At 69.3% G+C, this 22641-nt stretch carries 18 protein-coding genes, 1 tRNA gene and 1 other RNA gene; 11 read left to right on the top strand and 9 right to left on the bottom strand.

The features are described from left to right. Positions 1-16: 16 nt before the first annotated feature. A complete protein-coding gene (locus HF576_RS16820) occupies positions 17-2023 on the bottom strand; it encodes a DUF262 domain-containing protein (protein WP_168913993.1) in 2007 nt (668 codons plus the stop codon). A gap of 143 nt (positions 2024-2166) precedes the next feature. Here HF576_RS16820 and HF576_RS16815 point away from each other — a divergent pair, with 143 nt between their 5' ends. Together HF576_RS16815 and HF576_RS16810 are read left to right on the top strand one after the other, a co-directional pair. Beyond that, complete coding sequence (locus HF576_RS16815) at positions 2167-2940, top strand: hypothetical protein (RefSeq protein ID WP_168913992.1); 774 nt, start codon at positions 2167-2169, stop codon at positions 2938-2940. Between the two features lie 159 nt (positions 2941-3099). Then, a complete protein-coding gene (locus HF576_RS16810) occupies positions 3100-3603 on the top strand; it encodes a DUF3145 domain-containing protein (protein WP_168913991.1) in 504 nt (167 codons plus the stop codon). Positions 3604-3761: 158 nt separating this feature from the next. Here HF576_RS16810 and HF576_RS16805 read toward each other — a convergent pair whose 3' ends face one another. The 6 genes from HF576_RS16805 to aceE all read right to left on the bottom strand — a co-directional run bounded on the left by HF576_RS16805 (position 3762) and on the right by aceE (position 11360). Continuing rightward, positions 3762-5000 carry a beta-ketoacyl-[acyl-carrier-protein] synthase family protein gene (locus tag HF576_RS16805; protein ID WP_168913990.1) on the bottom strand — a complete coding sequence of 413 codons (1239 nt, stop codon included), beginning with the start codon at positions 4998-5000 and terminating at the stop codon, positions 3762-3764. A gap of 55 nt (positions 5001-5055) precedes the next feature. Continuing rightward, positions 5056-5304: an acyl carrier protein gene (locus HF576_RS16800; RefSeq protein WP_168913989.1), complete on the bottom strand. Its 249-nt coding sequence runs from the start codon at positions 5302-5304 to the stop codon at positions 5056-5058. A 72-nt stretch (positions 5305-5376) separates the two neighbouring features. Continuing rightward, positions 5377-6378 carry a beta-ketoacyl-ACP synthase III gene (locus HF576_RS16795; RefSeq protein WP_168913988.1) on the bottom strand — a complete coding sequence of 334 codons (1002 nt, stop codon included), beginning with the start codon at positions 6376-6378 and terminating at the stop codon, positions 5377-5379. Between the two features lie 11 nt (positions 6379-6389). Beyond that, complete coding sequence (locus HF576_RS16790) at positions 6390-7301, bottom strand: acyltransferase domain-containing protein (RefSeq protein ID WP_168913987.1); 912 nt, start codon at positions 7299-7301, stop codon at positions 6390-6392. Positions 7302-7404: 103 nt separating this feature from the next. After that, the gene (locus HF576_RS16785; RefSeq protein ID WP_168913986.1) at positions 7405-8622 is read right to left on the bottom strand and encodes a PucR family transcriptional regulator; all 1218 of its coding nucleotides are present in this window, start codon (positions 8620-8622) and stop codon (positions 7405-7407) included. 8 nt (positions 8623-8630) lie between these two features. Then, complete coding sequence (gene aceE, locus HF576_RS16780; RefSeq protein ID WP_168913985.1) at positions 8631-11360, bottom strand: pyruvate dehydrogenase (acetyl-transferring), homodimeric type; 2730 nt, start codon at positions 11358-11360, stop codon at positions 8631-8633. A 142-nt stretch (positions 11361-11502) separates the two neighbouring features. Here aceE and HF576_RS16775 point away from each other — a divergent pair. Then, positions 11503-11575, top strand: a tRNA-Val gene (locus tag HF576_RS16775). A gap of 79 nt (positions 11576-11654) precedes the next feature. Here HF576_RS16775 and HF576_RS16770 read toward each other — a convergent pair. Next, complete coding sequence (locus tag HF576_RS16770) at positions 11655-11957, bottom strand: antibiotic biosynthesis monooxygenase (RefSeq protein WP_168913984.1); 303 nt, start codon at positions 11955-11957, stop codon at positions 11655-11657. A 167-nt stretch (positions 11958-12124) separates the two neighbouring features. On the opposite strand from HF576_RS16770, the gene sigJ reads away from it, so the two are divergent. The 5 genes from sigJ (at position 12125) to rnpB (ending at position 17057) form a co-directional block, all read left to right on the top strand. Next, positions 12125-13048 carry an RNA polymerase sigma factor SigJ gene (gene sigJ, locus HF576_RS16765; RefSeq protein WP_343234326.1) on the top strand — a complete coding sequence of 308 codons (924 nt, stop codon included), beginning with the start codon at positions 12125-12127 and terminating at the stop codon, positions 13046-13048. A 174-nt stretch (positions 13049-13222) separates the two neighbouring features. After that, positions 13223-14083 (top strand): DUF3592 domain-containing protein, encoded by an 861-nt coding sequence (locus tag HF576_RS16760; protein ID WP_168913982.1) that lies wholly within the window; start codon positions 13223-13225, stop codon positions 14081-14083. A gap of 87 nt (positions 14084-14170) precedes the next feature. Further along, positions 14171-14902: a CT398-like coiled coil hairpin domain-containing protein gene (locus HF576_RS20815; protein ID WP_168913981.1), complete on the top strand. Its 732-nt coding sequence runs from the start codon at positions 14171-14173 to the stop codon at positions 14900-14902. A gap of 6 nt (positions 14903-14908) precedes the next feature. Further along, a complete protein-coding gene (locus HF576_RS16750) occupies positions 14909-16639 on the top strand; it encodes a bifunctional 3'-5' exonuclease/DNA polymerase (RefSeq protein WP_168913980.1) in 1731 nt (576 codons plus the stop codon). Positions 16640-16687: 48 nt separating this feature from the next. After that, positions 16688-17057: RNase P RNA component class A (gene rnpB, locus HF576_RS16745), an RNA gene on the top strand. 22 nt (positions 17058-17079) lie between these two features. Here the strand turns inward: rnpB and ppgK are convergent. Further along, positions 17080-17844, bottom strand: coding sequence for a polyphosphate--glucose phosphotransferase (gene ppgK / locus HF576_RS16740; RefSeq protein ID WP_168913979.1), 765 nt, complete (start codon positions 17842-17844; stop codon positions 17080-17082). A gap of 93 nt (positions 17845-17937) precedes the next feature. Between ppgK and HF576_RS16735 the strand changes: the two genes are divergently transcribed. The 3 genes from HF576_RS16735 to HF576_RS16725 all read left to right on the top strand — a co-directional run bounded on the left by HF576_RS16735 (position 17938) and on the right by HF576_RS16725 (position 22590). Next, entirely contained in the window at positions 17938-18162 is a 225-nt protein-coding gene (locus HF576_RS16735) for an SPOR domain-containing protein (RefSeq protein ID WP_168913978.1), read from the top strand. Positions 18163-18236: 74 nt separating this feature from the next. Further along, complete coding sequence (glnA, locus tag HF576_RS16730) at positions 18237-19574, top strand: type I glutamate--ammonia ligase (protein WP_168913977.1); 1338 nt, start codon at positions 18237-18239, stop codon at positions 19572-19574. Between the two features lie 13 nt (positions 19575-19587). Beyond that, positions 19588-22590, top strand: a complete 3003-nt coding sequence (locus HF576_RS16725; protein WP_168913976.1) for a bifunctional [glutamine synthetase] adenylyltransferase/[glutamine synthetase]-adenylyl-L-tyrosine phosphorylase — start codon at positions 19588-19590, stop codon at positions 22588-22590. Positions 22591-22641 lie beyond the last annotated feature (51 nt).

Raw genomic sequence — 22641 nt, 5'->3', positions numbered from 1 at the left:
CATCCGTCACCGCATGTCACATCGCGTTGCCGATGTAGGAGTACTTGACGAACACCTCGGGTGCCAGACCCGCCTCCTCGAGCACGCCCTGCACGGCGCTCAGCATGTAACTGGAGTCCCAGCCCATGTAGAGCGAATGCTCGTCGTCCAGGCGGTCCCACTGGCCGTTCCAGGACTGCGCCGTGTACACCGGGCCGCCGCGGCGACCGCTGTAGGAGACGACCGCCTCGCGCGAGTCCGCCCACAGGCGCTTGAAGACGCGGTTGAAGAGGTACTTGACGTCGTAGACCTCCCAGTGCTCGCCGCAGTACTCCACGTACGACCACTCGCGCTGCCAGCCGGGCGGCCACCCGCGCCGTCTGACCGCGTCGAGAATGGGCGTGAGGCCGTCGTCGTCGATGGCCGGGCCTCCCGGGCGCCGCCAGATCTCGACGAACCGCGCCGCGAGCTGTGCCGACCGTGCGGAGATCGCCGCCGTGTTCCAGCGGTCGATGGCACCGATCGGCGCGGTCGTCGCCACTGCACTCCGCGCGTAAAGCTCCCGCTTCTCGGGGAACGACCGGTCGAACGCGCGCACCGCGAGGTCTTCCTCGAGCAGCGCCAGGTTGCCGATCGTCTTGGCGAGCGCACGGTGGCTGTTCTGCTCGTCCTCGCTGTACGCCGCCCACTCGCGGGCGCCGTCACCGGTCCAGGTGTCTCCGGGCGCGAGCGGCACGATGTGCTCGAGATCGAGTCCGCCCGCGCCGTCCACACCGGCGATGCGGCCGAGCACGTAGTGCGGGTGGGGGAGGTCGACGTACTTCAGCGCAGCGCCGACGCGTTCGTCGGAGGGCGTGATGCGCGATATCGCCGAGACCAGGGCTGGTGCGCCCTGCGCCCGAGCGCGGCACAGGCGCGCGACCAGGCGGTCGACGCCGGTGCCGACGACGGAACGTCGAACGAGAAGCGCCTGCACCATCTCGAGGGTCTCGATCAGATCGTCGCGGGTGATCACACCCCGTTCGAAATCGCGGTACGCGAGCATGACGAGCGGGTACATCGTCGTGCCGAAGGTGTTGAGGTACCCGAGGTGACGCGCGATCTCGGCATCGGGCGCCTCCGCGGGGACGAGCAGCGTCCGGTACACCCGGGACAGAGCACGCCATTCCTCCGCGCTGTCGATCAAGTCGGCAAGCTCGAGGCGCGGGAACTCATGGCGGAAAGCGTCGTAGACGCCGCGACCGCCGACGATCGAGACCTCGCGCCCCGTCTTCATGACCAGGTACTGGCGCCAGAAGTCGGCGATGGACTCACCGGTGTTCTGCTCGATCGCGCGCCAGTATTCGGATTCGATCCGGCGCTGTTCGGCGTGACCGAGCCCCATCAGCACGTAATTGTGGATGAGTTCGTGGTCGCGCAGCGGCTCTCCGGTGGAGTTGAGGCTCTCGAAGATCTGCTGGGCGTTGGCACCGGCGCCGAGGGTGATCGAGACGTGCTCGAGCTTCTGCAAGCCGCGCCAGATGTGCGGTGCCTCGTCGAGGCTGATCTGGCTGCGGAAGAAGGCGTAGTTGTCGTCGAAGCGCGAGTCGCGGGACTGGCCGGCCGGGAGCGCCTGGTCGAGCACCACGCGCTCGAAGACCGACGCCCACGCGTGATGAGGGCGCAGCTTCGTCAGAGACGGATCGTCGGAATGCACGAGCACCCGCGCGAGCTGGTCGGCCAGTGCCGGGTCGGCCTCGCGGACGGTGTGATGCAGGGCCGCGACGAGCAGCATCAGGGTCGTCGTGCGCTGCTGCCCGTCGATGAGGACGAGCTCTGCGCCGTCGCCGTGCCCTCCCGAGGACGACAGGATCGATCCGATGAAGTGCATGTGCCCGTCATCGAGGTCTGCCACCGCTCGGATGTCGGAGAGCAGCTGCTCGCACGCGCCGATGTCCCACCGATACTGGCGCTGGTACACCGGGACGACGATGGTCCAATCGGCTGCCGACAGCCATCCGATCGTGTTGACTGCGGTGGCGTCGACATTCGTGGCACTGACCATGGCACCACCCAGTCTATGGTCCGGACGCCCGCCACGAGAGTTGCCCGGAGGGTCACGGGGACCCCGCAGAGCCTCGATGTAGGCTTGCCTAAGTTGGGCCTGTAAAAACGTGCTGGCCCGCTGACCGAAAGGCATGATTCGTCATGGGTTACATCAAGTCCGCCGCCCTCGAGGAGACCGGCTACGTCGTCCTCGACCGCTACAACCAGGAGCTCGACCCCAAGGAGTGGCTCGACATCGAGTACAACGACTGGAAGTCGTCGGGCGACACGCGGTTCGCACCGCTGGCCAGCGCCTTCGGCGAGATCGAGTGCAACGGCTTCTGGAACCACAAGCCGCCGCGCACCGACAAGGACGGCGTCTGGATCGACTCGCAGGTCGAGAAGGCCCCGAACCTCGTGCGCCGCGCCCAGGAGCCCGGCGCCAACGTCGGTCGCTGCCGCGTGATCGAGCTGCAGCCGACCCCTTACGGCGAATGCCTCTACAACCTGCACCAGGACGACAACAACCGTCTCAACCCCGATGGGACGGGCTGGGTCGTGCGCGGGTTCTTCAACCTGACCGACGACAAGGACAGCTTCTTCGTGCTGCGTGAGAACCGCACGGACCCGGCAGGTGAGGTGCGTATCGCGCTTCCCGCCGGCGCGCAGCTGATCATCGACACGCAGCGCCTGTGGCACGCCGCCACCCACGTGGGCGACGAGCCTCGTTACTGCCTCATCACCTCGTGGACCTCGGGCCCCGAGCTGGACGCGTACATCGAGAAGTACCACGGCGTGAACAAGGTCGACAGCGTCGAGGTGCCGCAGGACGTGCTCGAGGCCGGATACGCCGAGCAGGCCCGTAAGGATGCCGCTCGCGCCGCCTACTACGCCGCCAAGGGCCAGGTCGAGGTCCAGGCGATGAGCGAGGCCTGAGTCTCCTCGTTCGCCGCTGACAGGGCGGCCGAATCACACCCTTGTGATTCGGCCGCCCTTTCGGCGATAATGGCGGCAGCACAACCGAACAGCATGCTATGAGCTCGCCACGCGTGAGTCAGGTCGTAGGGGAAGACGTACCTGACGAACGGAGAGATCATGGCGACACCACAGGCGCGCGGAGTGATCTACATTCACTCAGCGCCACGAGCGTTGTGCCCCCACCTCGAGTGGGCCGTCGGACGCGCCCTCGGGCGCGCCGTGAACTTCGACTGGGCCGACCAGCCGGTGCTCGACGGCAGCCGCCGCTGCGAGTTCTACTGGGAGGGCACCGCCGGCACGGGTGCGGCGCTGGCCACGGCGATCCGTGGGTGGGAGCACCTGCGCTTCGAGGTGACCGAGGACCCCACCCCGCGCAGCGACGGCGGACGCTGGCTGCACACGCCGGGTCTCGGCATCCACTACGCGCAGACGGACTCGGCCGGCAACGTCGTCATCGGCGAGGACCGGATCCGGTACGCCATGGACATCGCCGGCGGGGACGCCTTCGAGCTGCAGCGTGAGCTTCAGGTCGCGCTCGGGGCAGCCTGGGACGACGAGCTCGAGCCGTTCCGGCATGCCAGCGACGACGCCCCGGTGGTGTGGCTGCACAAGGTGGGGTGATCCGGCGCTCGGAGAGACGTCAGGCGGGGCGCGGCGTGATTACCGGATGCCGGTGAAGAAACCCCTGGCACTGAGAAAGCGAATCGCCGCCGCCTGAGAACGACAGACGCCCCCGGTCGGCTTCACCGGGGGCGTCTTCGTGTGTGCGTGCGACTGTGTCAGGCCGAGGCGAATGCCGCAACGGCGTTGTGTCCGCCGAAGCCGAACGAGTTGCTGATCGCCAGCTGTGGGCCGTCTCCCAGCGGAGTCGTCGAGCCCGAGATGCGGAACGGGATGTCGGGATCCTGCGTGGTGATGTTGATCGTCGGGGGAGCGATGCCGTCGCGCAGCGCGAGAATCGTGAAGATCGCCTCCAGAGCGCCGGTGCCGCCGAGCAGGTGGCCCGTCGAGGCCTTGGTGGCAGACACGGGGATCTCATCGACTCGCGAGCCGAAGACGGCCTTGAGCGCCTGGTACTCGTTGGGATCGCCTACCGGCGTCGATGTCGCGTGCGCGTTGATGTGCGTGACGTCGTCGGGCGAGGCATCCGCCATCGCCAGCGCCATGCGCACGGCGCGGGCGGCGCCGAGCCCCTCGGGGTCGTTCGCGGTGATGTGGTACGAGTCGGCCGTGACACCGCCGCCCACGACAGCGCCGTAGATCTTGGCGCCGCGCGCACGCGCGTGCTCCTCGGTCTCGAGGATGAGCGCACCGGCGCCCTCGCCCATGACGAAGCCGTCCCGGTCGACGCTGCAGGGACGCGACGCCGTGGCCGGATCGTCGTTGCGACGAGAGAGCGCCTGCATCGACGCGAACGACGCGATCGTGATCGGGTGGATGGCGGACTCGGTGCCGCCGGCGATCACCACGTCGGCCAGGCCCGCACGGATGTGCTCGACCGCGTTCACGATCGACTCGGTGCTCGAGGCACACGCGCTCGCGACCGTCCGCGCGTACGCACGAGCGCCGAAGTGCAGCGAGAGATTGCCCGCGGCGGCGTTCGGCATGAGCATGGGCACCGTCATAGGCATGACGCGGCGCGGACCCTTCTCGCGCAGGGTGTCCCACGCGTCCAGGAGCGTCCACACACCGCCGATGCCGGTCGCGAAGTCCACGCCGAGGCGTTCCGGCTCGACGTCGGGGCTTCCGGCATCCGCCCAGGCCTCCATCGCCGCGACCAGCGCGAACTGCGAGGCGGGATCGAGTCGCTTGGCGACAGGACGGTCGAGGACGGTGTCGGGCCGCACCTTCGCCTGAGCGGCGAAGGTGACGGGCAGTTGATACTGCTCGACCCATTCGTGCTCCAGGGTACTGGTGCCGGAGGCGCCGTCCAGCAGCGCCGACCAGCTCTCGGGTGCCGTGCCACCGAGAGGCGACGATGCGCCGATACCGGTGACGACGATGCGGGAGTTGCTCATGTGGTCCAGATCCTCGTGGGTGAGCCGGTGGGGGCCGCAGCCCCCACCGGGGCTGCTACGCCTGGTTCGACGTGATGTAGCTGACGGCGTCGCCGACGGTCTTGAGGTTCTTGACCTCGTCGTCGGGGATGGTGACCCCGAACTTCTCCTCGGCGTTGACGACGATCGTCATCATCGAGATCGAGTCGATGTCGAGGTCATCCGTGAACGACTTCTCGAGAGCGACCTCGTCGGCCGAGATGCCCGTCTCATCGGTGATGAGCTCGGCGAGCCCGGCGAGGACCTCGTCGGTGGTGAATGCCATGGTTTCTCCTGTTTCTTGGGGGTACGACAGCCCGGGCGGGCGGGTCTCAGTCTAGAGTCGCGCGCCGCCGGCTCACGGAAGGACGACGACCTGGGCACCGAAGACGAGCCCGGCTCCGAACCCGATCTGCAGCGCCAGCCCGCCGCTCAGCCCGGGGTTCTCCTCGAGCAGTCGGTGGGTCGCGAGCGGGATCGAGGCCGCCGAGGTGTTGCCGGTCGTCTCGATGTCGCGGCCGACGACGACCGTGTCGGGAAGGCCGAGCTGCTTGGCGAACTCGTCGATGATGCGCATGTTGGCCTGGTGCGGCACGAAGGCGGCGAGATCGGATGCCTCGACGCCGGCAGCCTCGAGCGCCTGGCGTGCCACCTTGACCATCTCCCACACGGCCCAGCGGAAGACCGTCGGCCCCTCCTGTCGCAGCGTGGGCCACGGCGCGGCGCCGTCGCGGAACTCGGTGAGCGTGTGATTCATGCCGACCGCGTCGGCCTTCGACCCGTCCGATCCCCACACGGTGGGACCGATGCCGGGCGTGTCGCTCGGGCCGATGACGACTGCTCCCGCCCCGTCACCCAGGAGGAACGAGATACTGCGGTCGGTGGGATCGACGATATCGCTGAGCTTCTCCGCGCCGACGACGACCGCGTAGTGAGCGGCTCCCGCGCGGATGAGCGCATCGGCCTGGGCGACGCCATATGCGAAGCCGGCGCATGCGGCGTTGAGGTCGTACGCCGCGGCGGGATTGGCTCCGACCCGGTCGGCGACGATCGCCGAGACCGACGGCGTCTGCTTGGGGTTGCTCACCGTCGCGACGATCACGGCGTCCACAAGCGACGGGTCGACGCCAGAGCGTTCGATCGCCTCGCGCGCGGCATCCGTCGCCAGGTCGATCGCGTCCGTCTCGGGCACGGCACGCGTGCGCGTCACGATGCCGGTGCGCTGGCGGATCCATTCATCGCTCGAGTCGATCGGTCCGACGAGGTCGTCGTTGGGGACGGCGATCTCGCCGCGGGCGGCGCCATAGGCGTAGATGCGCGTGTGAGCGGCCCCGGTGGGCTGAACGAGGGTTCGAGTCATGGTGTCTCCGGTCACACGTCGGCGGCGAGCAGGGCTGCCGCAGCGTCCAGGTCGTCGGGAGTCTTGACCGCCACGGCGGGCACGCCGCGCAGCGCGCGCTTGGCGAGTCCCGTCAGCGTACCGGCGGGCGAGAGCTCGACGAGTCCGTCCACGCCCGCCTCGGCGAAGGAAGACATGCACAGGTCCCAGCGGACGGGAGATGCCACCTGATCGACCAGCAGCTCGACGAACGCGGCGCCCGATTCGACAGCCGTCCCGTCGCTGTTGCTCCACACGGTCACGGTGGGGTCTGAGGCCGCGACTTCATCGGCCGCGGCGCGGAGCGTCTCGACAGCCGGCGCCATGTAGTGCGTGTGGAACGCACCGGCGACCTGGAGCGGGATCACGCGGGTCCCGGAGACCGGCTCGGCGGCCAGCGCCCGCAGGGCCTCTGCGGCGCCGGCGACGACGAGCTGCCCGCCGCCGTTGTAGTTCGCGGGCGCGAGCTCGAGCTCGGCGAGGCGGGTGAGGACGGATGCCTCATCGCCGCCGATCACGGCACTCATCCCTGTCTCAGCGGCAGCGGCGGCCTCGGCCATCGCCCGCCCACGGATGCCGACGAGGCTGAGCGCCGCCTGCTCGCTCAGGATGCCGGCGGCCGCGGCTGCCGCGAACTCGCCGACCGAGTGGCCGGCGACGCCGCCGACACGCTCACGGCCGGGAAGGGCGTTCCACGACAGCAGGCTCGCGGCGACGATCAGCGGCTGGGCCACCTGCGTATCGCGGATGCGGTCCGCATCCCATTCGGTTCCCGCCGCGACGAGGTCGATCCCCGACCACTCGGAGTACTGGGCGAGGCGCTCGCGCGCGCCGTCCACGTCGAGCCAGGGGGCGAGGAAGCCGGGGGACTGGGAGCCCTGCCCGGGGAAGACCGCAATTCTCACTGTTCCATCCTGTCAATGATCACGGGGCGGGTTCTGGCGGTATCGTCACAAGAATGCCGGAAGGCTTTGTGCGTGCCGTACACACGGCGCGGGCGATCCTGCGTCAGGAGGTGCCGCGTCGGGTCGGCGTCGGGCGCCGCCGGGTGGCATCCGTTCCGATCGATCCCAGGATCAGCGCCGTCTGCAGGATCAGCGCTTCGCGCGGTCCGGTCGCGTCCCAGCCGATGACCTCCGACACGCGCTTGAGCCGGTAGCGCACGGTGTTGGGGTGCACGAACAGCTCGCGGGCGGTCGCCTCGAGGGAACGCCCGTTGTCGAGATAAGCCCACAGCGTGGCCACCAGGTCGGCGCTGTGCGACTGCAGCGGGCGGTAGATGCGCTCCACGAGCGTCTGCTTGGCCAGCGGATCCCCGGCCAGCGCTCGCTCCGGCAGCAGGTCGTCGGCTTCGACGGGGCGCGGAGCATGACGCCATGCGCGCGCCACCGCAAAACCCGCGAGAGCCCCGCGCGCGCTCTGACCGGCGTCGACCAGTGCCGGCACGGTCGGACCGAGGACGAGGTATCCGCCGCCGAATCCGGGCTCGAGCCGCCTCGCGATCTCGCCGAACGGCAGGTCGGTGTCGGGCTCGTCGGGCCGTGCCGAGAGCTCGGCCCGGCCGAGCACGAGGACCAGGCGAGAGCCCTGGACGCCGATCAGAACATCGACACCGAGCTTGCGGGCGGTGCGGCGCAGCTGGTCGACGTCGAACTGGGGCGGAGTGGTACCGACCAGCACCGCGACTTCGCCGTGGCCATGCCAGCCGAGGGCGGCGATGCGGCTGGGCAGCTCCTCATCGGCCTCGCCGGTGAGGATGGAGTCGACGACGAGCGCCTCGAGCCGGGCATCCCACAACCCGCGCGCCTCGGCGGCGCGGGCGTAGACATCGGCAGCCGCGAAGGCGACTTCGCGCGAGTAGAGAAGGATCGCCTCGCGCAGATGCTCACCGCGGCCCGCGACCCGCTCCTCGGTGACCTCGACGGTCACGCGGATCAGCTGCAGCGTCTGCTGCAGGCTGACGCTGCGCAGGAGTTCGCGGGGCGCGGCGGCGAAGATGTCGGACGCGATCCACGGCGTCGATCCGGGATCGTCGTACCACTGGATGAACGACGTGATGCCGGCCTGTGCCACCAGCCCGACGGCGGAGCGCCGGGCCGGTGGCATCTCGGCATACCAGGGCAGGGTGTCTTCGAGCCGCTTGATGGTGACGGTCGCGATGTCGCCCGAGATGCGGCGCAGCCACGCGAGCGTATCGTCCTTGTCCATCGCTGCGGTCGAGGGCATGGGGCGGATCAGCTCTCGCCGCCGGCGTTCCCGCTCGTTCCCGCGGTCACATCGTGCAGCCGGTACTTCTCGATCGCCTGAGCCGCGAGACCGCGATCGACGATGCCGTCCGCAGCCAGGGCCTGGAGGGTGCGCACGACGACCGACGGGCCGTCGATCTTGAAGAACCGACGCGCGGCCGCGCGGGTGTCCGAGAAGCCGAAGCCGTCGGCGCCGAGCGTCACGAAGCGGTGCTCCACCCACGGCCGGATCTGGTCCTGCACCGCGTGCATGAAGTCGCTCACCGCGACGACGGGTCCCGGGGTGTCCTTCAGCTTCTGCGTGATGTACGCCGTCTTCGGCTCCGCCTCCGGGTGGAGGAAGTTGTGCTCGTCGGCGGCGAGGCCGTCGCGGCGCAGCTCGGTCCACGAGGTGACCGACCACACATCGGCCTGCACGCCCCAGTCGTCGCGCAGCAGCTGCTGCGCCTCGAGAGCCCACGGCACGCCGACACCCGACGCGAGGATCTGAGCGCGCGGCCCCTCGCCCTCGGGCGACGAGATGCGGTGGATGCCGCGGACGATGCCGTCCACGTCCACGCCCTCCGGCTCGGCCGGCTGCACGAGGGGCTCGTTGTACACCGTGAGGTAGTACATGACGTTCGGGTCGGGGTGGTTGCCGCCGTACATGCGCTCGATGCCGGCCCGGACGATGTGCGCGATCTCGTAGCCGTACGCGGGGTCGTACGACACCGTCGCGGGGTTCGTGGACGCGAGCAGCTGGGAGTGTCCGTCCGCGTGCTGCAGGCCTTCGCCGGTCAGCGTGGTGCGGCCGGCGGTCGCGCCGATGATGAAGCCTCGCGCCATCTGGTCGCCCGCCGCCCACTGGGCGTCGCCGGTGCGCTGGAAGCCGAACATCGAGTAGAACACGTACACGGGGATGAGCGGCTCGCCGTGCGTGGAGTACGACGTGCCAGTGGCGGTGAACGCCGCGACGGCGCCAGCCTCGTTGATGCCCACGTGCATGATCTGGCCCTGCGGGCTCTCCTTGTACGCGAGGAGGAGCTCCCGGTCGACCGAGGTGTAGTTCTGGCCGTGGGGGTTGTAGATCTTCGCCGTCGGGAAGTACGCGTCCATGCCGAACGTGCGCGCCTCGTCGGGGATGATCGGCACGATTCGGTGCCCGAAGTCCTTGGCCCGCAGCAGGTCCTTCAGGAGCCGCACGAATGCCATGGTCGTGGCGATCTCCTGCGTGCCCGAGCCCTTCTTGGGCAGCGCGTACGCCTCGTCACCCGGCAGCTGAAGACCGACGTGGTGCGTACGGCGCTCGGGCAGGAACCCGCCGAGCTCGCGACGGCGCTCCAGCATGTACTGGATCGTCTCGTCCTGCGGACCGGGGTTGTAGTACGGCGGCTGGTACGGGTTCTCGTCGAGCTGCGCGTCCGTGATCGGGATGCGCATCGAGTCGCGGAAGTACTTGAGGTCCTGCAGCGTCATCTTCTTCATCTGGTGGGTCGCGTTGCGGCCCTCGAAGTGATGACCCAGGCCATAGCCCTTGATCGTCTTGGCGAGGATGACCGTGGGCTGGCCCTTGTGCTCGGTCGCGGCCTTGTACGCGGCGTACACCTTGCGATAGTCGAGGCCGCCGCGGCGCAGGTTGCCCCAGATGTCCTCGTCGGACCAGTCCTTCACGAGCGCGGCGGTGCGCTCGTCGCGCCCGAAGAAGTGCTCGCGGATGAAGGCGCCGTCCTCGGCACGGTAGGTCTGGAAGTCGCCGTCGGGAGTCGTGTTCATCAGGTGCACGAGGGCGCCGTCGACATCCTTCGACAGCAGCTCGTCCCAGCCGCTGCCCCAGACGACCTTGATGACGTTCCAGCCTGCGCCGCGGAAGAAGCTCTCGAGCTCCTGGATGATCTTGCCGTTGCCGCGGACGGGGCCGTCCAGGCGCTGCAGGTTGCAGTTGACGACGAACGTCAGATTGTCCAGGCCTTCGTTGGCAGCGACCTGGAGCTGCCCGCGGCTCTCGACCTCGTCCATCTCGCCGTCGCCGAGGAAGGCCCACACGCGCGAGTTCGAGAGGTCCTTGATGCCGCGGTTGGTGAGGTACTTGTTCGTCATCGCCTGGTAGATGGCGTTGATCGGGCCGAGTCCCATCGACACCGTCGGGAACTGCCAGTACTCGGGCATGAGCCGCGGGTGCGGGTACGACGGCAGGCCGTCGGGCGCCTTCGACTTCTCCTGACGGAAGCCGTCGAGCTGCGTCTCTGTGAGTCGTCCCTCGAGGAACGAACGGGCGTAGATGCCCGGGGAGGCGTGCCCCTGGATGAAGATCTGGTCGCCGCCGTTCGGGTCGTCCAGGCCCCGGAAGAAGTGGTTGAAGCCGACTTCGTAGAGCGACGCCGACGAGGCGTACGTCGAGATGTGCCCGCCGACCCCGATCCCCGGGCGCTGCGCGCGGTGGACCGTGAGCGCGGCGTTCCACCGGATCCACCGGCGGTAGCGCCGCTCGAGCTCTTCGTCGCCGGGGAACTCCGGCTCGTTGTCGGGCGCGATGGTGTTGATGTAGTCGGTGGTGGGAACCTGCGGCACGTTCAGCTGCAGTTCGTGCGAGGTCTGCAGCAGGCTCAGCATGATCTCGCGGCCACGACCGTGGCCCTTCGCCTGCACGAGCTGCTGCAGGGATTCCTGCCACTCGGAGGTCTCATCGGGATCGCTGTCGAGGGGTTCCTGCGAGTACGGATCCTGATCGTTGACAGTCACAGATGACCTTTCGTCGTCTGGCAGATCGTGCCAGGTAATCGCTACCGGAGCGGCGCAGGCTTTGTCAGCCGTGCACAACGCACCATCTGCCAGCCTACCGAGTTCGAGGGCTGACGGACGCACCTCGTAGACTGGCCGGCGAGGGCCTTTAGCTCAGCTGGTAGAGCGCCACGTTTACACCGTGGATGTCGTCGGTTCGATCCCGGCAGGGCCCACCCGATCGCGACTGTGCTTCGAGATCCGCGATCCGGTGAGCGAGGTCTCAGACCTTCTCGCCCACCGGATCGAGCCGGATCAGGCGCCGAACTCAGACACGGCCGTGTAGATGCCCGGGCCGGGCGTCGCGATGGCGGCGGTGCGCTTGGCGTATTCCGCGGCCACGGGGTCGGCCTGCGTCGCCTTCACGTCGTCGGCGCTGTCCCAGCGGGCGACGTTGATGACGCGGCTCCCATCCGCGCTGGCGAGGATCGTGGCCGAGACGAACCCCGGCCGCCGGGAGATGACGTTCTCGGTTCCTTCCTGCAGGATGTCGATCACCTCCTGCTGCTGGGAAGGGTCGACGTCGATGACATTGATGAATGTGACGGGACTGGACATGTCCGGACTTCCTCTCATGGTTCTTGCGATTCGGATTCGCGCCCGGCGCGCAGATGCGCGTCCGGCCGGGGAGCATGCCAGCGCGTGCTCCAACGATGAGACGAGACAGCACCCCGAACTGTGAGGGAGCAGGCGCTGGACCACCGACACGCAGACGAAGGAAGACCGTGATCGTCCCCACTGATCGGGGCCCGAGCGAGCCGCCCGGCCTCCGCGAGGCCATCCGTGAGCGCAGGGTGCTCCTCGGACTGTCATACCGTCTGCTGGGCTCACTCGCCGATGCCGAGGACGCTGTGCAGGAGACGTACATCCGCTGGTACCGGCTGAGTGACGCCGAGCGTCGTCACATCGACTCCCCGCGGGCATGGCTCATCAAGACCGCCAGCCGCATCGGTCTCGACATGCTCACCACCGCCCGCGCCCGCCGCGAGCAGTACGTCGGAGAGTGGCTCCCAGAGCCAGTGCCGACCCCCGGCACCTGGACCAGTCACCATGGCAACCACCCCGGCGATCCCGCCGACCGGGTGAGTCTGGACGAGTCGGTCTCGATGGCACTGCTGATCGTGCTGGAATCCATGACCCCGGCCGAGCGCGTCGCGTTCATCCTCCACGACGTGTTCCGCTACACCTTCCCCGAGATCGCCGAGGTCGTCGGACGCACGCCGGAGGCCTGCCGGCAACTCGCCTCGTCCGCGCGTCGCCGCGTGCACGGTGCACGCAGTACTGCGGTCTCACCCTCGGAGCACGCCGCCGTAGTCCGCGCCTTCAAGAACGCATGGGAGAGCGGAGACCTCGCCGCCCTCGTCACCCTGCTGGACCCTGATGCCACCGCGATCACCGACGGCGGCGGCATCGTCTCCGCCGCGATCGAACCTCTCGCCGGTGCCGATGCGGTTGCGAGGTTCTTCCTCGGCGTCTACGAACGGCAGCCCGACCTCACAGTCCGGGTAGCGCTGGTCAACGGCGAACTCGGCCTGGTCGCCACCGGCGCAGGTCACACGCTCGCGGTCATTAGCCTCAGCCACCACGCGGGCAGGATCCAGCACGTCTGGGCGATGAGAAACCCCGTCAAGCTCGGAGCCTGGGACTAGACACGTCGCCGGAGGGGGAACGGCTGCACGAGGCACGCCACTCGTCTCGCCGATGGCCCTCTCGGGCAACGCCGCTCAGACCCCGCGATCGACAGAGCACGGCACCGGAGCCGGTGCCCGTGCGGATCCACCGGCGCGCATCACCCGGGGGACCGTCCCGTTATGCTGTGCGCCGTGAGCACTGTCGATCCGGCCGCAGCCCGCCGCGAACGCTTCGAGCGGCACCGCGGCACCACCGGAGCGGCCGTCGCCGCCGTGTTCTCCGGAATCCTGATCATCGCGACGGGCGCGGTCGCCGGGTTCGGTTTCGCGGGCCTCCTCGACACCTTCCGATTGATGGAGCTCAACAGCGTCTTCTCGACATGGGAATCGCAGATGAGCTCGCCGTTCGTCTGGCTGCCGATCGGCATCGTCGCGTCGATCTTCTCCTGGTGGCTCTACTCCACGTGGAATCACCGCTACACCGGGGACAGGATGCGATTCGCCGGAGTGGGGCCGCTCACCCTTCTGACGGTGGGGCTGGCGGGCGGCGTGTGGATCGGCTGCCTGTCTTGGACGGCGCCGGATCAAGTCGGGATGCAGATCGATCCGACCTTCGGCGAGCACGAGCCGTGGGGGATGGGTGCCTGGATCTTCTATTCCGCCCAATGGTGGCTGCCGGCACTGTTCGCGCTGTTCGCGGTGCTGTTCTTCCTGCTGGGGATCGGCGGGCGGCGACGGGCGACGCGGCGGCGGGAGCTGGTGTCGCGCCTCATCGTCTCGGGCCGTCGCGTGCAGGGCTCGGTCACCGAGTCCACGGTGCCCTCGAGCGAGGCATCGCAGATGATCTTCAGCCTGACGGTGACCTTCACGGATCTCAGCGGTACTGATCGCTGGGTGAAGCGCGTCGTGAGATACCGGACGACGGAGGTGCCGCCAGTCGGGGCGCCGGTGACGGTTCTCTACGATCCCTCGGCGCCGGGAGACGAGTCGCGGATCTTCTTCACCACCGGTTCTGCTTCCGATCCTGAGGACTTCCTGGCCCACGAATTCTGAGTCTCCATACCCACCGCGTGGCTGATCCCACGGGCAGACCTCCCGGGGCAGCATCGCGGCGTCGACGCCCCGCGGTAGGTTGGGTCCGTGAACGCCAGCCCCGCCGACCAGCGCCGCCTCATCGATCTCGCGCAGCTCGACGCGCGCATCCGCCAGGCCGAGCACGCCCGCAAGAACCCGCCGCAGGCGTCTCGCGTGCAGGAGCTGCTCGCGCGCCGTCAGCAGCTCTCGCAGGAGCTGAGCGTGCGTCTCGGAACGCGCGACGACCTGCGCACCGAGCTGTCGCGCATCGAGTCCGATGTGGCCGTCGTGGACGCACGCGCCGCTCGCGATGCCGAACGGCTCGCCGCATCGAGCAACTCCAAGGAGGTGCAGGGCTTCCAGAGCGAGCTCGAGGCTCTCGCCCGGCGCAAGAGCGACCTCGAGGATGCCGAGCTGGTGGTGATGGAACGCCTCGAAGAGGCAGACGCCGCCGTCGCCGAGCAGGAGGCGCTCATCGCGGCGACGAACGCCGAGGGCGCCGACCTCAGCGCCGAGGGCAAGCGAGCCGTCGCGGAGGCCACCGCGGCGTTCGACGCGGCCACGCGCGACCGGTCCGCCGTGGCCGGCACCGTGCCCGCCGACCTGCTCGCGCTGTACGAGAAGCTCGCGGTGCGCAGTTCCGGAGCCGCTCTGCTGCGCCGTCGCACGTGCGAAGGCTGCAACATGGTGCTCTCCGGAAGCGACCTCAACACCCTGCGGCACGCCGCTGAGGACGCGGTCGTCACGTGTCCCGAGTGCGGCTGCATCCTCGTCCGGGATGAGGAGTCCGGTCTGTGACACACCGTGGGCGCCGCTGACCCGCCTGCATGGATCGTCCTCGGACGCAGCGGCGACGATGTGGTCGCCGCCGGTCTGGACGCGACCGGCCGTGAGACTGACCGGCGCCGGATCGCGGCATCCGGATTCGCCGAGTGGATCGCGGGCGAGGAATCGTCCTCGTCCCCGCGGTGGGTCTGGAACGACACCCCTCAGTGGTACGGCGGCCTCCTCGACCACGGCGTGCGAGTGGCACGCTGTCACGACCTGCGTCTGAGTCATGCGATCCTCCGCGGGTCCGCGCTCGTGCAGCCGGATGCGGCGGTCCGCGGGTCCGTCGGCTGGGACGCGGTGCCGTACGTCGAACCGGATGCCCTGGCGCCGGTGCTGTTCGACCTCGAGGATTCCGGGCCTTCGGCAGGAACCCCCTCGGATGTGGACTCCGCTCTCGCGGAGTTCGCTCGGCAACGCCTGGCGATCGCGGACAGCAGCGACCCGGGACGGCTCCGCCTGCTCATCGCCGCAGAATCGGCAGGAGCACTGATCGCCGTGGAGATGCGCGCGGCGGGCCTGCCGTGGGATGCGGCCGAGCACGACCGAATCCTCACGGAGATGCTGGGCGGGCGTCGCAGCGGCGGCGGTCAGCCCGAACTCCTCGCGGCGGCCGCTGCGCGCGTCCGTGCTGCTCTCGGCGATCCGGCCGCGAGCCTCGACTCGCAGCCGAAACTGCTGCGCGCGCTCCATCGCGTCGGCGTGCTCGTCGAGTCCACGAGCCGCTGGGAACTGGCCGAGCAGCGGCATCCCGTCATCGAGCCGCTCCTGGAGTACAAGAAGCTCTCGCGGCTGCTCTCGGCGAACGGGTGGTCCTGGCTCGACGAATGGGTGCAGGACGGCAGGTTCCGGCCGGTTTTCGTGCCGGGGGGTGTCGTGACCGGCCGATGGGCCTCATCCGGCGGCGGCGCGCTGCAGCTGCCACGTCAGCTGCGCGAGGCCGTGCGCGCCGACCCGGGCTGGCGGCTCGTCGTCGCCGACGTCGCCCAGCTCGAGCCACGCGTGCTCGCGGCGATGTCGGGGGATCACGCCCTCGCCGGTGCGGCCCGCGGTCGGGACCTCTACGCCGGCATCGTCGACAGCGGAGCGGTCGCGACGCGGCAGGAGGCGAAGATCGCGCTTCTCGGCGCGATGTACGGGGCGACGACGGGGGAGTCCGGTCGGCTCGTGCCCCGACTGCGGCGCGCCTACCCGCGTGCGATGGGCCTCGTCGACGACGCGGCGCGCATCGGGGAGGACGGCGGTCTGGTCTCCACGTGGCTCGGCCGCACATCACCGCCGCCCTCGGCCGAGTGGTCGGTGGCGCAGTCACGCGCGACGGAGGCCGAGGCATCCGGTGCGGATGAGACCAGAGCGCGCCGATGGGCTCGCGATCGCGGCAGATTCACGCGCAACTTCGTCGTCCAGGGCACGGCGGCCGAGTGGGCGCTGGCCTGGATGGCCGACCTGCGCGCCCGGTTGAGCGCCGTGGAACCCGTCCCCGCGGCCCGGGCCGCCCACCGCTCCGGCCCGGTGTTCGAGCGGCGGGCGCATCTCGCCTTCTTCCTCCACGACGAGGTCATCGTCCATGCGCCGGCCGAGCATGCCGAGTCCGCTGCGCAGGCGGTGACGGATGCTGCGGCCACCGCCGGACGGATCCTGTTCGGCGACTTCCCCATCGACTTCCCGCTGGATGTCCGCGTGGCCGGCACCGCGCTGAAGGACTGAGACGCGCAGATCACGCCCAGACCCCGCCGGTAGACTCGGCGATGCGAATGGGTCGGCTGGACGGTCGCGTCGCGGGCGGTTCGCCGCCGCGCGCCGAGGAACGTCCGGGCTCCACAGGGCAGGGCGGTGGGTAACACCCACCCGGAGCGATCCGCGAGACAGTGCCACAGAGAGCAGACCGCCCCGATCTCGGTCGGGGTAAGGGTGAAAGGGTGGTGTAAGAGACCACCGGGGTCGTGGTGACACGGCCCGCACGGCAAACCTCGCCCGGAGCAAGGCCAGACAGGGGATGATGACGCGGCTCGCCGAGTCCCCGGGTAGGCCGCTGGAGCGGCACGGCAACGTGTCGCCGAGAGAGATGACCGTCCACGGGGCTCCGGCCCCCGGACAGAACCCGGCGTACAGGCCGGCCCATTCGCCCTCTCGCCGGCCGGTGCTCGTCAGTCCCGCGCGAGCGCGGCGGCGCCGATAATCCCCGCGTTGTTCCGGTGAACGGCCGGCACGATCGGCGTCTTGAGGTCGAGCAGGTGCAGGAACTTGTCGGCGTGCTTGGACACGCCGCCCCCGACGACGAAGAGGTCGGGGCTGAAGAGGAACTCGATGTGGCTGTAGTACCACTGCAGCCGCTCCGCCCACTGCTCCCACGAGAGCTCGTCGCGCTCCATCGCGGAGTACGCGGCGTAGGCCTCGGCGTCCTTCCCATGCTTCGCCCGCTGCACGTGCCCGAGCTCGGAATTGGGCACGAGCACGCCGTTATACAGCAGCGCGGACCCGATGCCCGTGCCGAGCGTCGTGAGGATCGTCAGACCCCGCTGGTCCTTGGCGGCGCCGTAGCGCATCTCGGCCACTCCTGCGACGTCGGCGTCGTTGGCGAAGTGGATGTCGCGTCCGAGGCCCTTCTCGAAGAACTTCTCGGCCTCGAAGTCGATCCACCGATCCGACACATTGGCGGCAGACAGCGTCATGCCGTTCTTGACGATGGCGGGGAATGCCACCCCCAGCGGCACCGTCTCGTCGTCGGCGACGCCCAGGGTCGAGAGCACCTCGGTGACAGCGGCCAGCACGTCGGGCGGCTGCGCGCCCTCGGGTGTGGCGACCTTGACGCGATCGCTGATCAGCTCGCCGCGGTCGAGATCCACGATTCCCGCTTTGATGCCCGTGCCGCCGATGTCCACGCCCACGGCGCGCGTCGCGAGTGATGCCATGCGAACACCCTATCCAGACCTGGCGACTCGGAACGGGGGCGTCACTAGGATCGAGCCGACGGAGCATCACTGCCGCGATGTGAGGAGTACGCGATGACCGGCGACAACGAGAAGTACTGGTACAACCTCAAGACCGGCGAGGTCGAGAAGGGCTTCGAGTCGCCCGCGGTCGACCGCGCGGGACCGTTCGAGACGCCGGAAGAGGCGGCGAGGGCACCGGAGATCATGCGTGAGCGCTCACGCGCGTGGGCGGAGGAGGAGTCTCGCGACAACGACTGGGGGAGCGGCGTGTCAGGTGACGCGCGCGACGACCAGTAGTCTGGCATCGGCCGCGCCGCGCAGCCCTGCGGGCCGCGCGGGCACCCAGTGGAGCGGGCGCCGGAGAGGATGCGATGGACAAGCAGCGTGACTTCGTTCTGAGGACGATCGAGGAGCGGGGCGTGAAGTTCGTCCGCCTCTGGTTCACCGACGTCATCGGCACGCTCAAGTCCGTCGCGATCGCACCGGCCGAGGTCGAGGGCGCGTTCAGCGAGGGCCTCGGCTTCGACGGTTCCGCGATCGAGGGCCTGACGCGCTCTTATGAGTCGGATCTGCTCGCCCACCCCGATCCGACGACCTTCCAGATCCTGCCCTGGCGGGGCGAGATCGACCCGACAGCCCGGATGTTCTGCGACATCACGACGCCGGACGGGCAGCCGGCGGTGGCCGACCCGCGGCATGTCCTCAAGCGCACGCTCGCGAAGGCAGCGGACGCCGGCTTCACGTTCTACACCCACCCCGAGATCGAGTTCTACCTGCTGAAGTCGTCGTCGTTCGGCGCCGAAGGACCCGAGCCCGTCGACTCCGCAGGGTACTTCGACAACGTTCCCGGCGGCACGGCACACGACTTCCGCCGGCGATCGGTCCGGATGCTGGAGGACCTCGGGATCTCCGTCGAGTTCAGCCATCACGAGGGTGGCCCTGGGCAGAACGAGATCGATCTGCGATACGCCGACGCCCTGGCCACTGCTGACAACATCATGACCTTCCGCACCGTCGTGAAGGAGGTGGCGATCGAGCAGGGCGTGTACGCGACCTTCATGCCCAAGCCCCTCACCGGCAAGCCCGGCAGCGGCATGCACACGCACATGTCCCTCTTCGAGGGGGATGTCAACGCGTTCTACCAGGAGGGCGCGCAGTACCAGCTCTCGAAGGTCGGCCGTCAGTTCATCGCGGGTCTGCTGCGGCACGCCAACGAGATCTCCGCAGTCACCAACCAGTTCGTCAACTCCTACAAGCGACTGTGGGGCGGCGACGAGGCACCCAGCTTCATCTGCTGGGGACACAACAACCGCTCCGCGCTGGTTCGCGTTCCGCTGTACAAGCCCAACAAGGGTCAGTCGTCCCGGGTGGAGTACCGGGCGCTCGACTCGGCCGCCAATCCGTATCTGTCCTTCGCGCTCATGCTCGCCGCCGGCCTCAAGGGCATCGAGAACGAGTACGAACTCCCGGCGGAGGCCGAGGACAACGTGTGGTCGCTGACGGATGCCGAACGCCGCGCGCTCGGCTACGCGCCGCTGCCGGCGAGCCTGGACCACGCTCTGGAGTACATGGAGGAGTCCGAGCTCGTGGCTGAGACCCTCGGCGAGCAGGTCTTCAACTACGTATTGCTGAACAAGCGACGCGAGTGGCAGGAGTACCGCTCGCAGGTGACGCCCTTCGAGCTCAAGAGCAACCTCGAGATGCTCTGACCCCGGCTGACGCATGTCCGCGAGCGAACGGTCCGGGTCCCTCACCCCTCTCGCGAAACTCGGCTTCAGCCGTCTCGGCGAAGCCGACGCCTTCCTGCGCGAGCTCGCCGACGAGGCGGGCGTGCCCCGGGAGGCGGCGCTGGAGGGCGCGACGTACGCCGCCGATCCCGACGAAGCGGTCAGTGCCCTCACGAGGCTGGCGCGACGGGACGCGGAGGCAGTGCGGGCGATCAGCGTCGATCCGCGCGGCTGGAGGGCGCTGTGGGCGCTGCTGGGTGCCTCCACGGGCTTCGGGGACTTCTTCTTCCGTCACCCCGGCGAGGTCGCCGAGCTTCGCGACGCCGGCCTGAGCCTGCCCTCCGAGCACGAGATGCGCACGACACTGCTCGAGTCGGTGGGAGCCGCCGACGGCTTCGCCGCTGACAGCAGCGAAGCGGCCTGGGTCGCCCTGCGCGTACGATACCGCCGCATCCTGGCCCGCATCGCCGCGTTCGATCTGCTCAGCGCGTCACCCGTGGACGAGGTCGCAGCGGTGTCGGCGAGACTGGCGGATGCCGCGGGCGCTGCTCTGGAGGCATCCCTCGCCGTCGCCCGCACGCGGATCTCGGGCGGTGCCGCCGGTGTCGGCCTCTTCCCCCGCGATCAGGTGGCGCGCACGAAGCTCGCCATCATCGGCATGGGGAAGACGGGCGCCCGCGAGCTGAACTACGTGAGCGACGTCGATGTCATCTTCGTCGCCGGCGCGGACGACGCCACGGCGGAGGAACTGGGGGAGAGCCGCGTCGTCGACATCGCCACGCGGTTGGCGGTCCAGACGATGCGCGGCATCTCGGAGGTGGAGCGGGAACCGCCGCTGTGGGAGGTCGACGCCAATCTGCGCCCCGAAGGCAAGCAGGGTGCTCTCGTGCGCACGGTCGAGTCGCACGAGGCGTACTACGAACGATGGGCGAAGAGCTGGGAGTTCCAGGCGCTGCTCAAGGCACGCCCGGTCGCCGGTGACGAAGGACTGGGCAGCGCGTACATCGACGCCGTGCAGCCGAAGGTGTGGACGAGTGCGGCGAGGGAGAACTTCGTCGACAGCGTGCAGCGCATGCGCGAGCGCGTGACCGAGCATATTCCGGCGCCCGAAGTCCCGTACCAGATCAAGCTCGGCCCAGGCGGGATCCGCGACATCGAGTTCACGGTGCAGCTGCTGCAGCTCGTGCACGGACTGACCGACGATCGCATCCGCCAGCGCGGCACGCTCGCGGCGCTGGACGCGCTCGTGGCGGAAGGCTACATCGGCCGGGCCGAGGCATCCGCGTTCTCCCACGACTATCGCGTGCTGCGGCTCCTTGAGCACCGCGCACAGCTGCGGCACCTCCGCCGCACCCACCTGATGCCGGCGCGTCCGGAGGAGCTGCGGGTCCTGGCCCGATCCTCGGCCCTGGCCGAGACCGGGGAAGGCGTGTGGGACCTGTGGGAGTCCGTCAAACGCGAGGTGCGCGACATCCACGTGCGGCTGTTCTACCGACCGCTGCTGTCCGCGGTCGCCGCGCTCCCCGCCGACGAGCGCGCCCTGTCGACCGCACAGGCACACGACCGTCTCGCGGCGATCGGATTCGCCGATCCTGCGGGCGCACTGCGTCATATCGCCGCGCTCACCAGCGGACTCAGCCGCAAGGCGACGATCCAGCGCCACCTCATGCCCGTCATGATCCGGTGGTTCGCGGACGGCGTCGACCCGGACTACGGATTGCTTGCGTTCCGCCGGCTCAGCGAGAAGCTCGGCGACACGCACTGGTTCCTGCGCATGCTGCGCGACTCGTCCGGGGCGGCCGAGAGCCTGTCCCGCGTGCTGTCGGGGTCCCGCTACGTGGGCGAGCTGATGGAGTGGATCCCGGAATCGGCCGCCTGGCTCGACGACGCCGCGCTCCTGCGGCCGCGCTCCGGCGTCGCCCTCCAGGACGAAGCACGCGCCATCCAGACCCGCCACGACACGATCGACGACGCGATGCGTGCCGTGCGGGCCCTCCGACGGCGCGAGCAGCTGCGCGTCGCGATGGGCGCGATCCTCGGGTCCATCACGATCACCGAGCTTGCCGCTGCCCTCACGACGATCACCGACGTCACGATCCAGGCGACGCTCCGAGCGGTGCGGCGCGAGATCGTCCCGCCCGAGGACGCCGATCTCGATTTCTCGGTCATCGCGATGGGGCGCTTCGGCGGCGCCGAGCTCGGCTTCGGCTCGGATGCAGACGTCATGTACGTCTACCGCGCCAACGGTGTGGAGCCGCAGCGAGCTCAGGAACTGGCCGTCAAGCTGGTCTCGGCGCTGCGCTCGTACTCGGAGGACCAGCGCGTCCCGCTCGAGCTCGACGCCGATCTGCGTCCGGAGGGACGCAACGGACCGATCGCCCGCTCCCTCGACGCCTACGAGGAGTACTACCGCCGCTGGGCGGTGCCGTGGGAGGCGCAGGCACTGCTGCGCGCGCGAGGGATGGCAGGGAGCGTGAAGCTCATCGATGCGTTCACCCGGATGGCCGACCAGGTGCGTTATCCGGCGAGCATCGATCTCTCGGCCGTCCGCGAGATCAAGCGCATCAAGGCGCGCGTCGAGAGCGAACGGCTCCCGCAGGGAGTCGACCCGGCCCGGCACCTCAAGCTCGGACCAGGATCGCTCAGCGACGTGGAGTGGCTCGTGCAGCTTCTGCAGCTGCAGCACGCGCACGCCGTCCCCGCGATGCGCACGACGTCGACGCTCGGCGCCCTGCGAGCCGCACAGGAGGCAGGACTCATCGCCCCCGCCGCGGCCGATCGGCTCGCCGAGGCATGGCGGCTCGCCAGCCGTCTCCGCTCCGCGAACACGCTGCTGTCCGGGCAGACGAGCGACGTCCTGCCGGTGGACCGGAACAAGCTCGACGGCATCGGCAGGCTCCTCGAGTACGCACCCCGCTCGGCGACGCAGGTCGAAGAGGACTATCTGGGCACGACCCGTCGCGCGCGACGTGTGTTCGAGAAGCTCTTCTACGGCTGAGCCTGCCACCCGGCGACCGCGTCACCTGGGCCCGAGGCATCCCTCGACACA

It is taken from the genome of Microbacterium salsuginis (assembly GCF_012524205.1).
Taxonomy (GTDB): domain Bacteria; phylum Actinomycetota; class Actinomycetes; order Actinomycetales; family Microbacteriaceae; genus Microbacterium; species Microbacterium salsuginis.
This window is presented reverse-complemented; position numbering and strand designations above follow the sequence as displayed.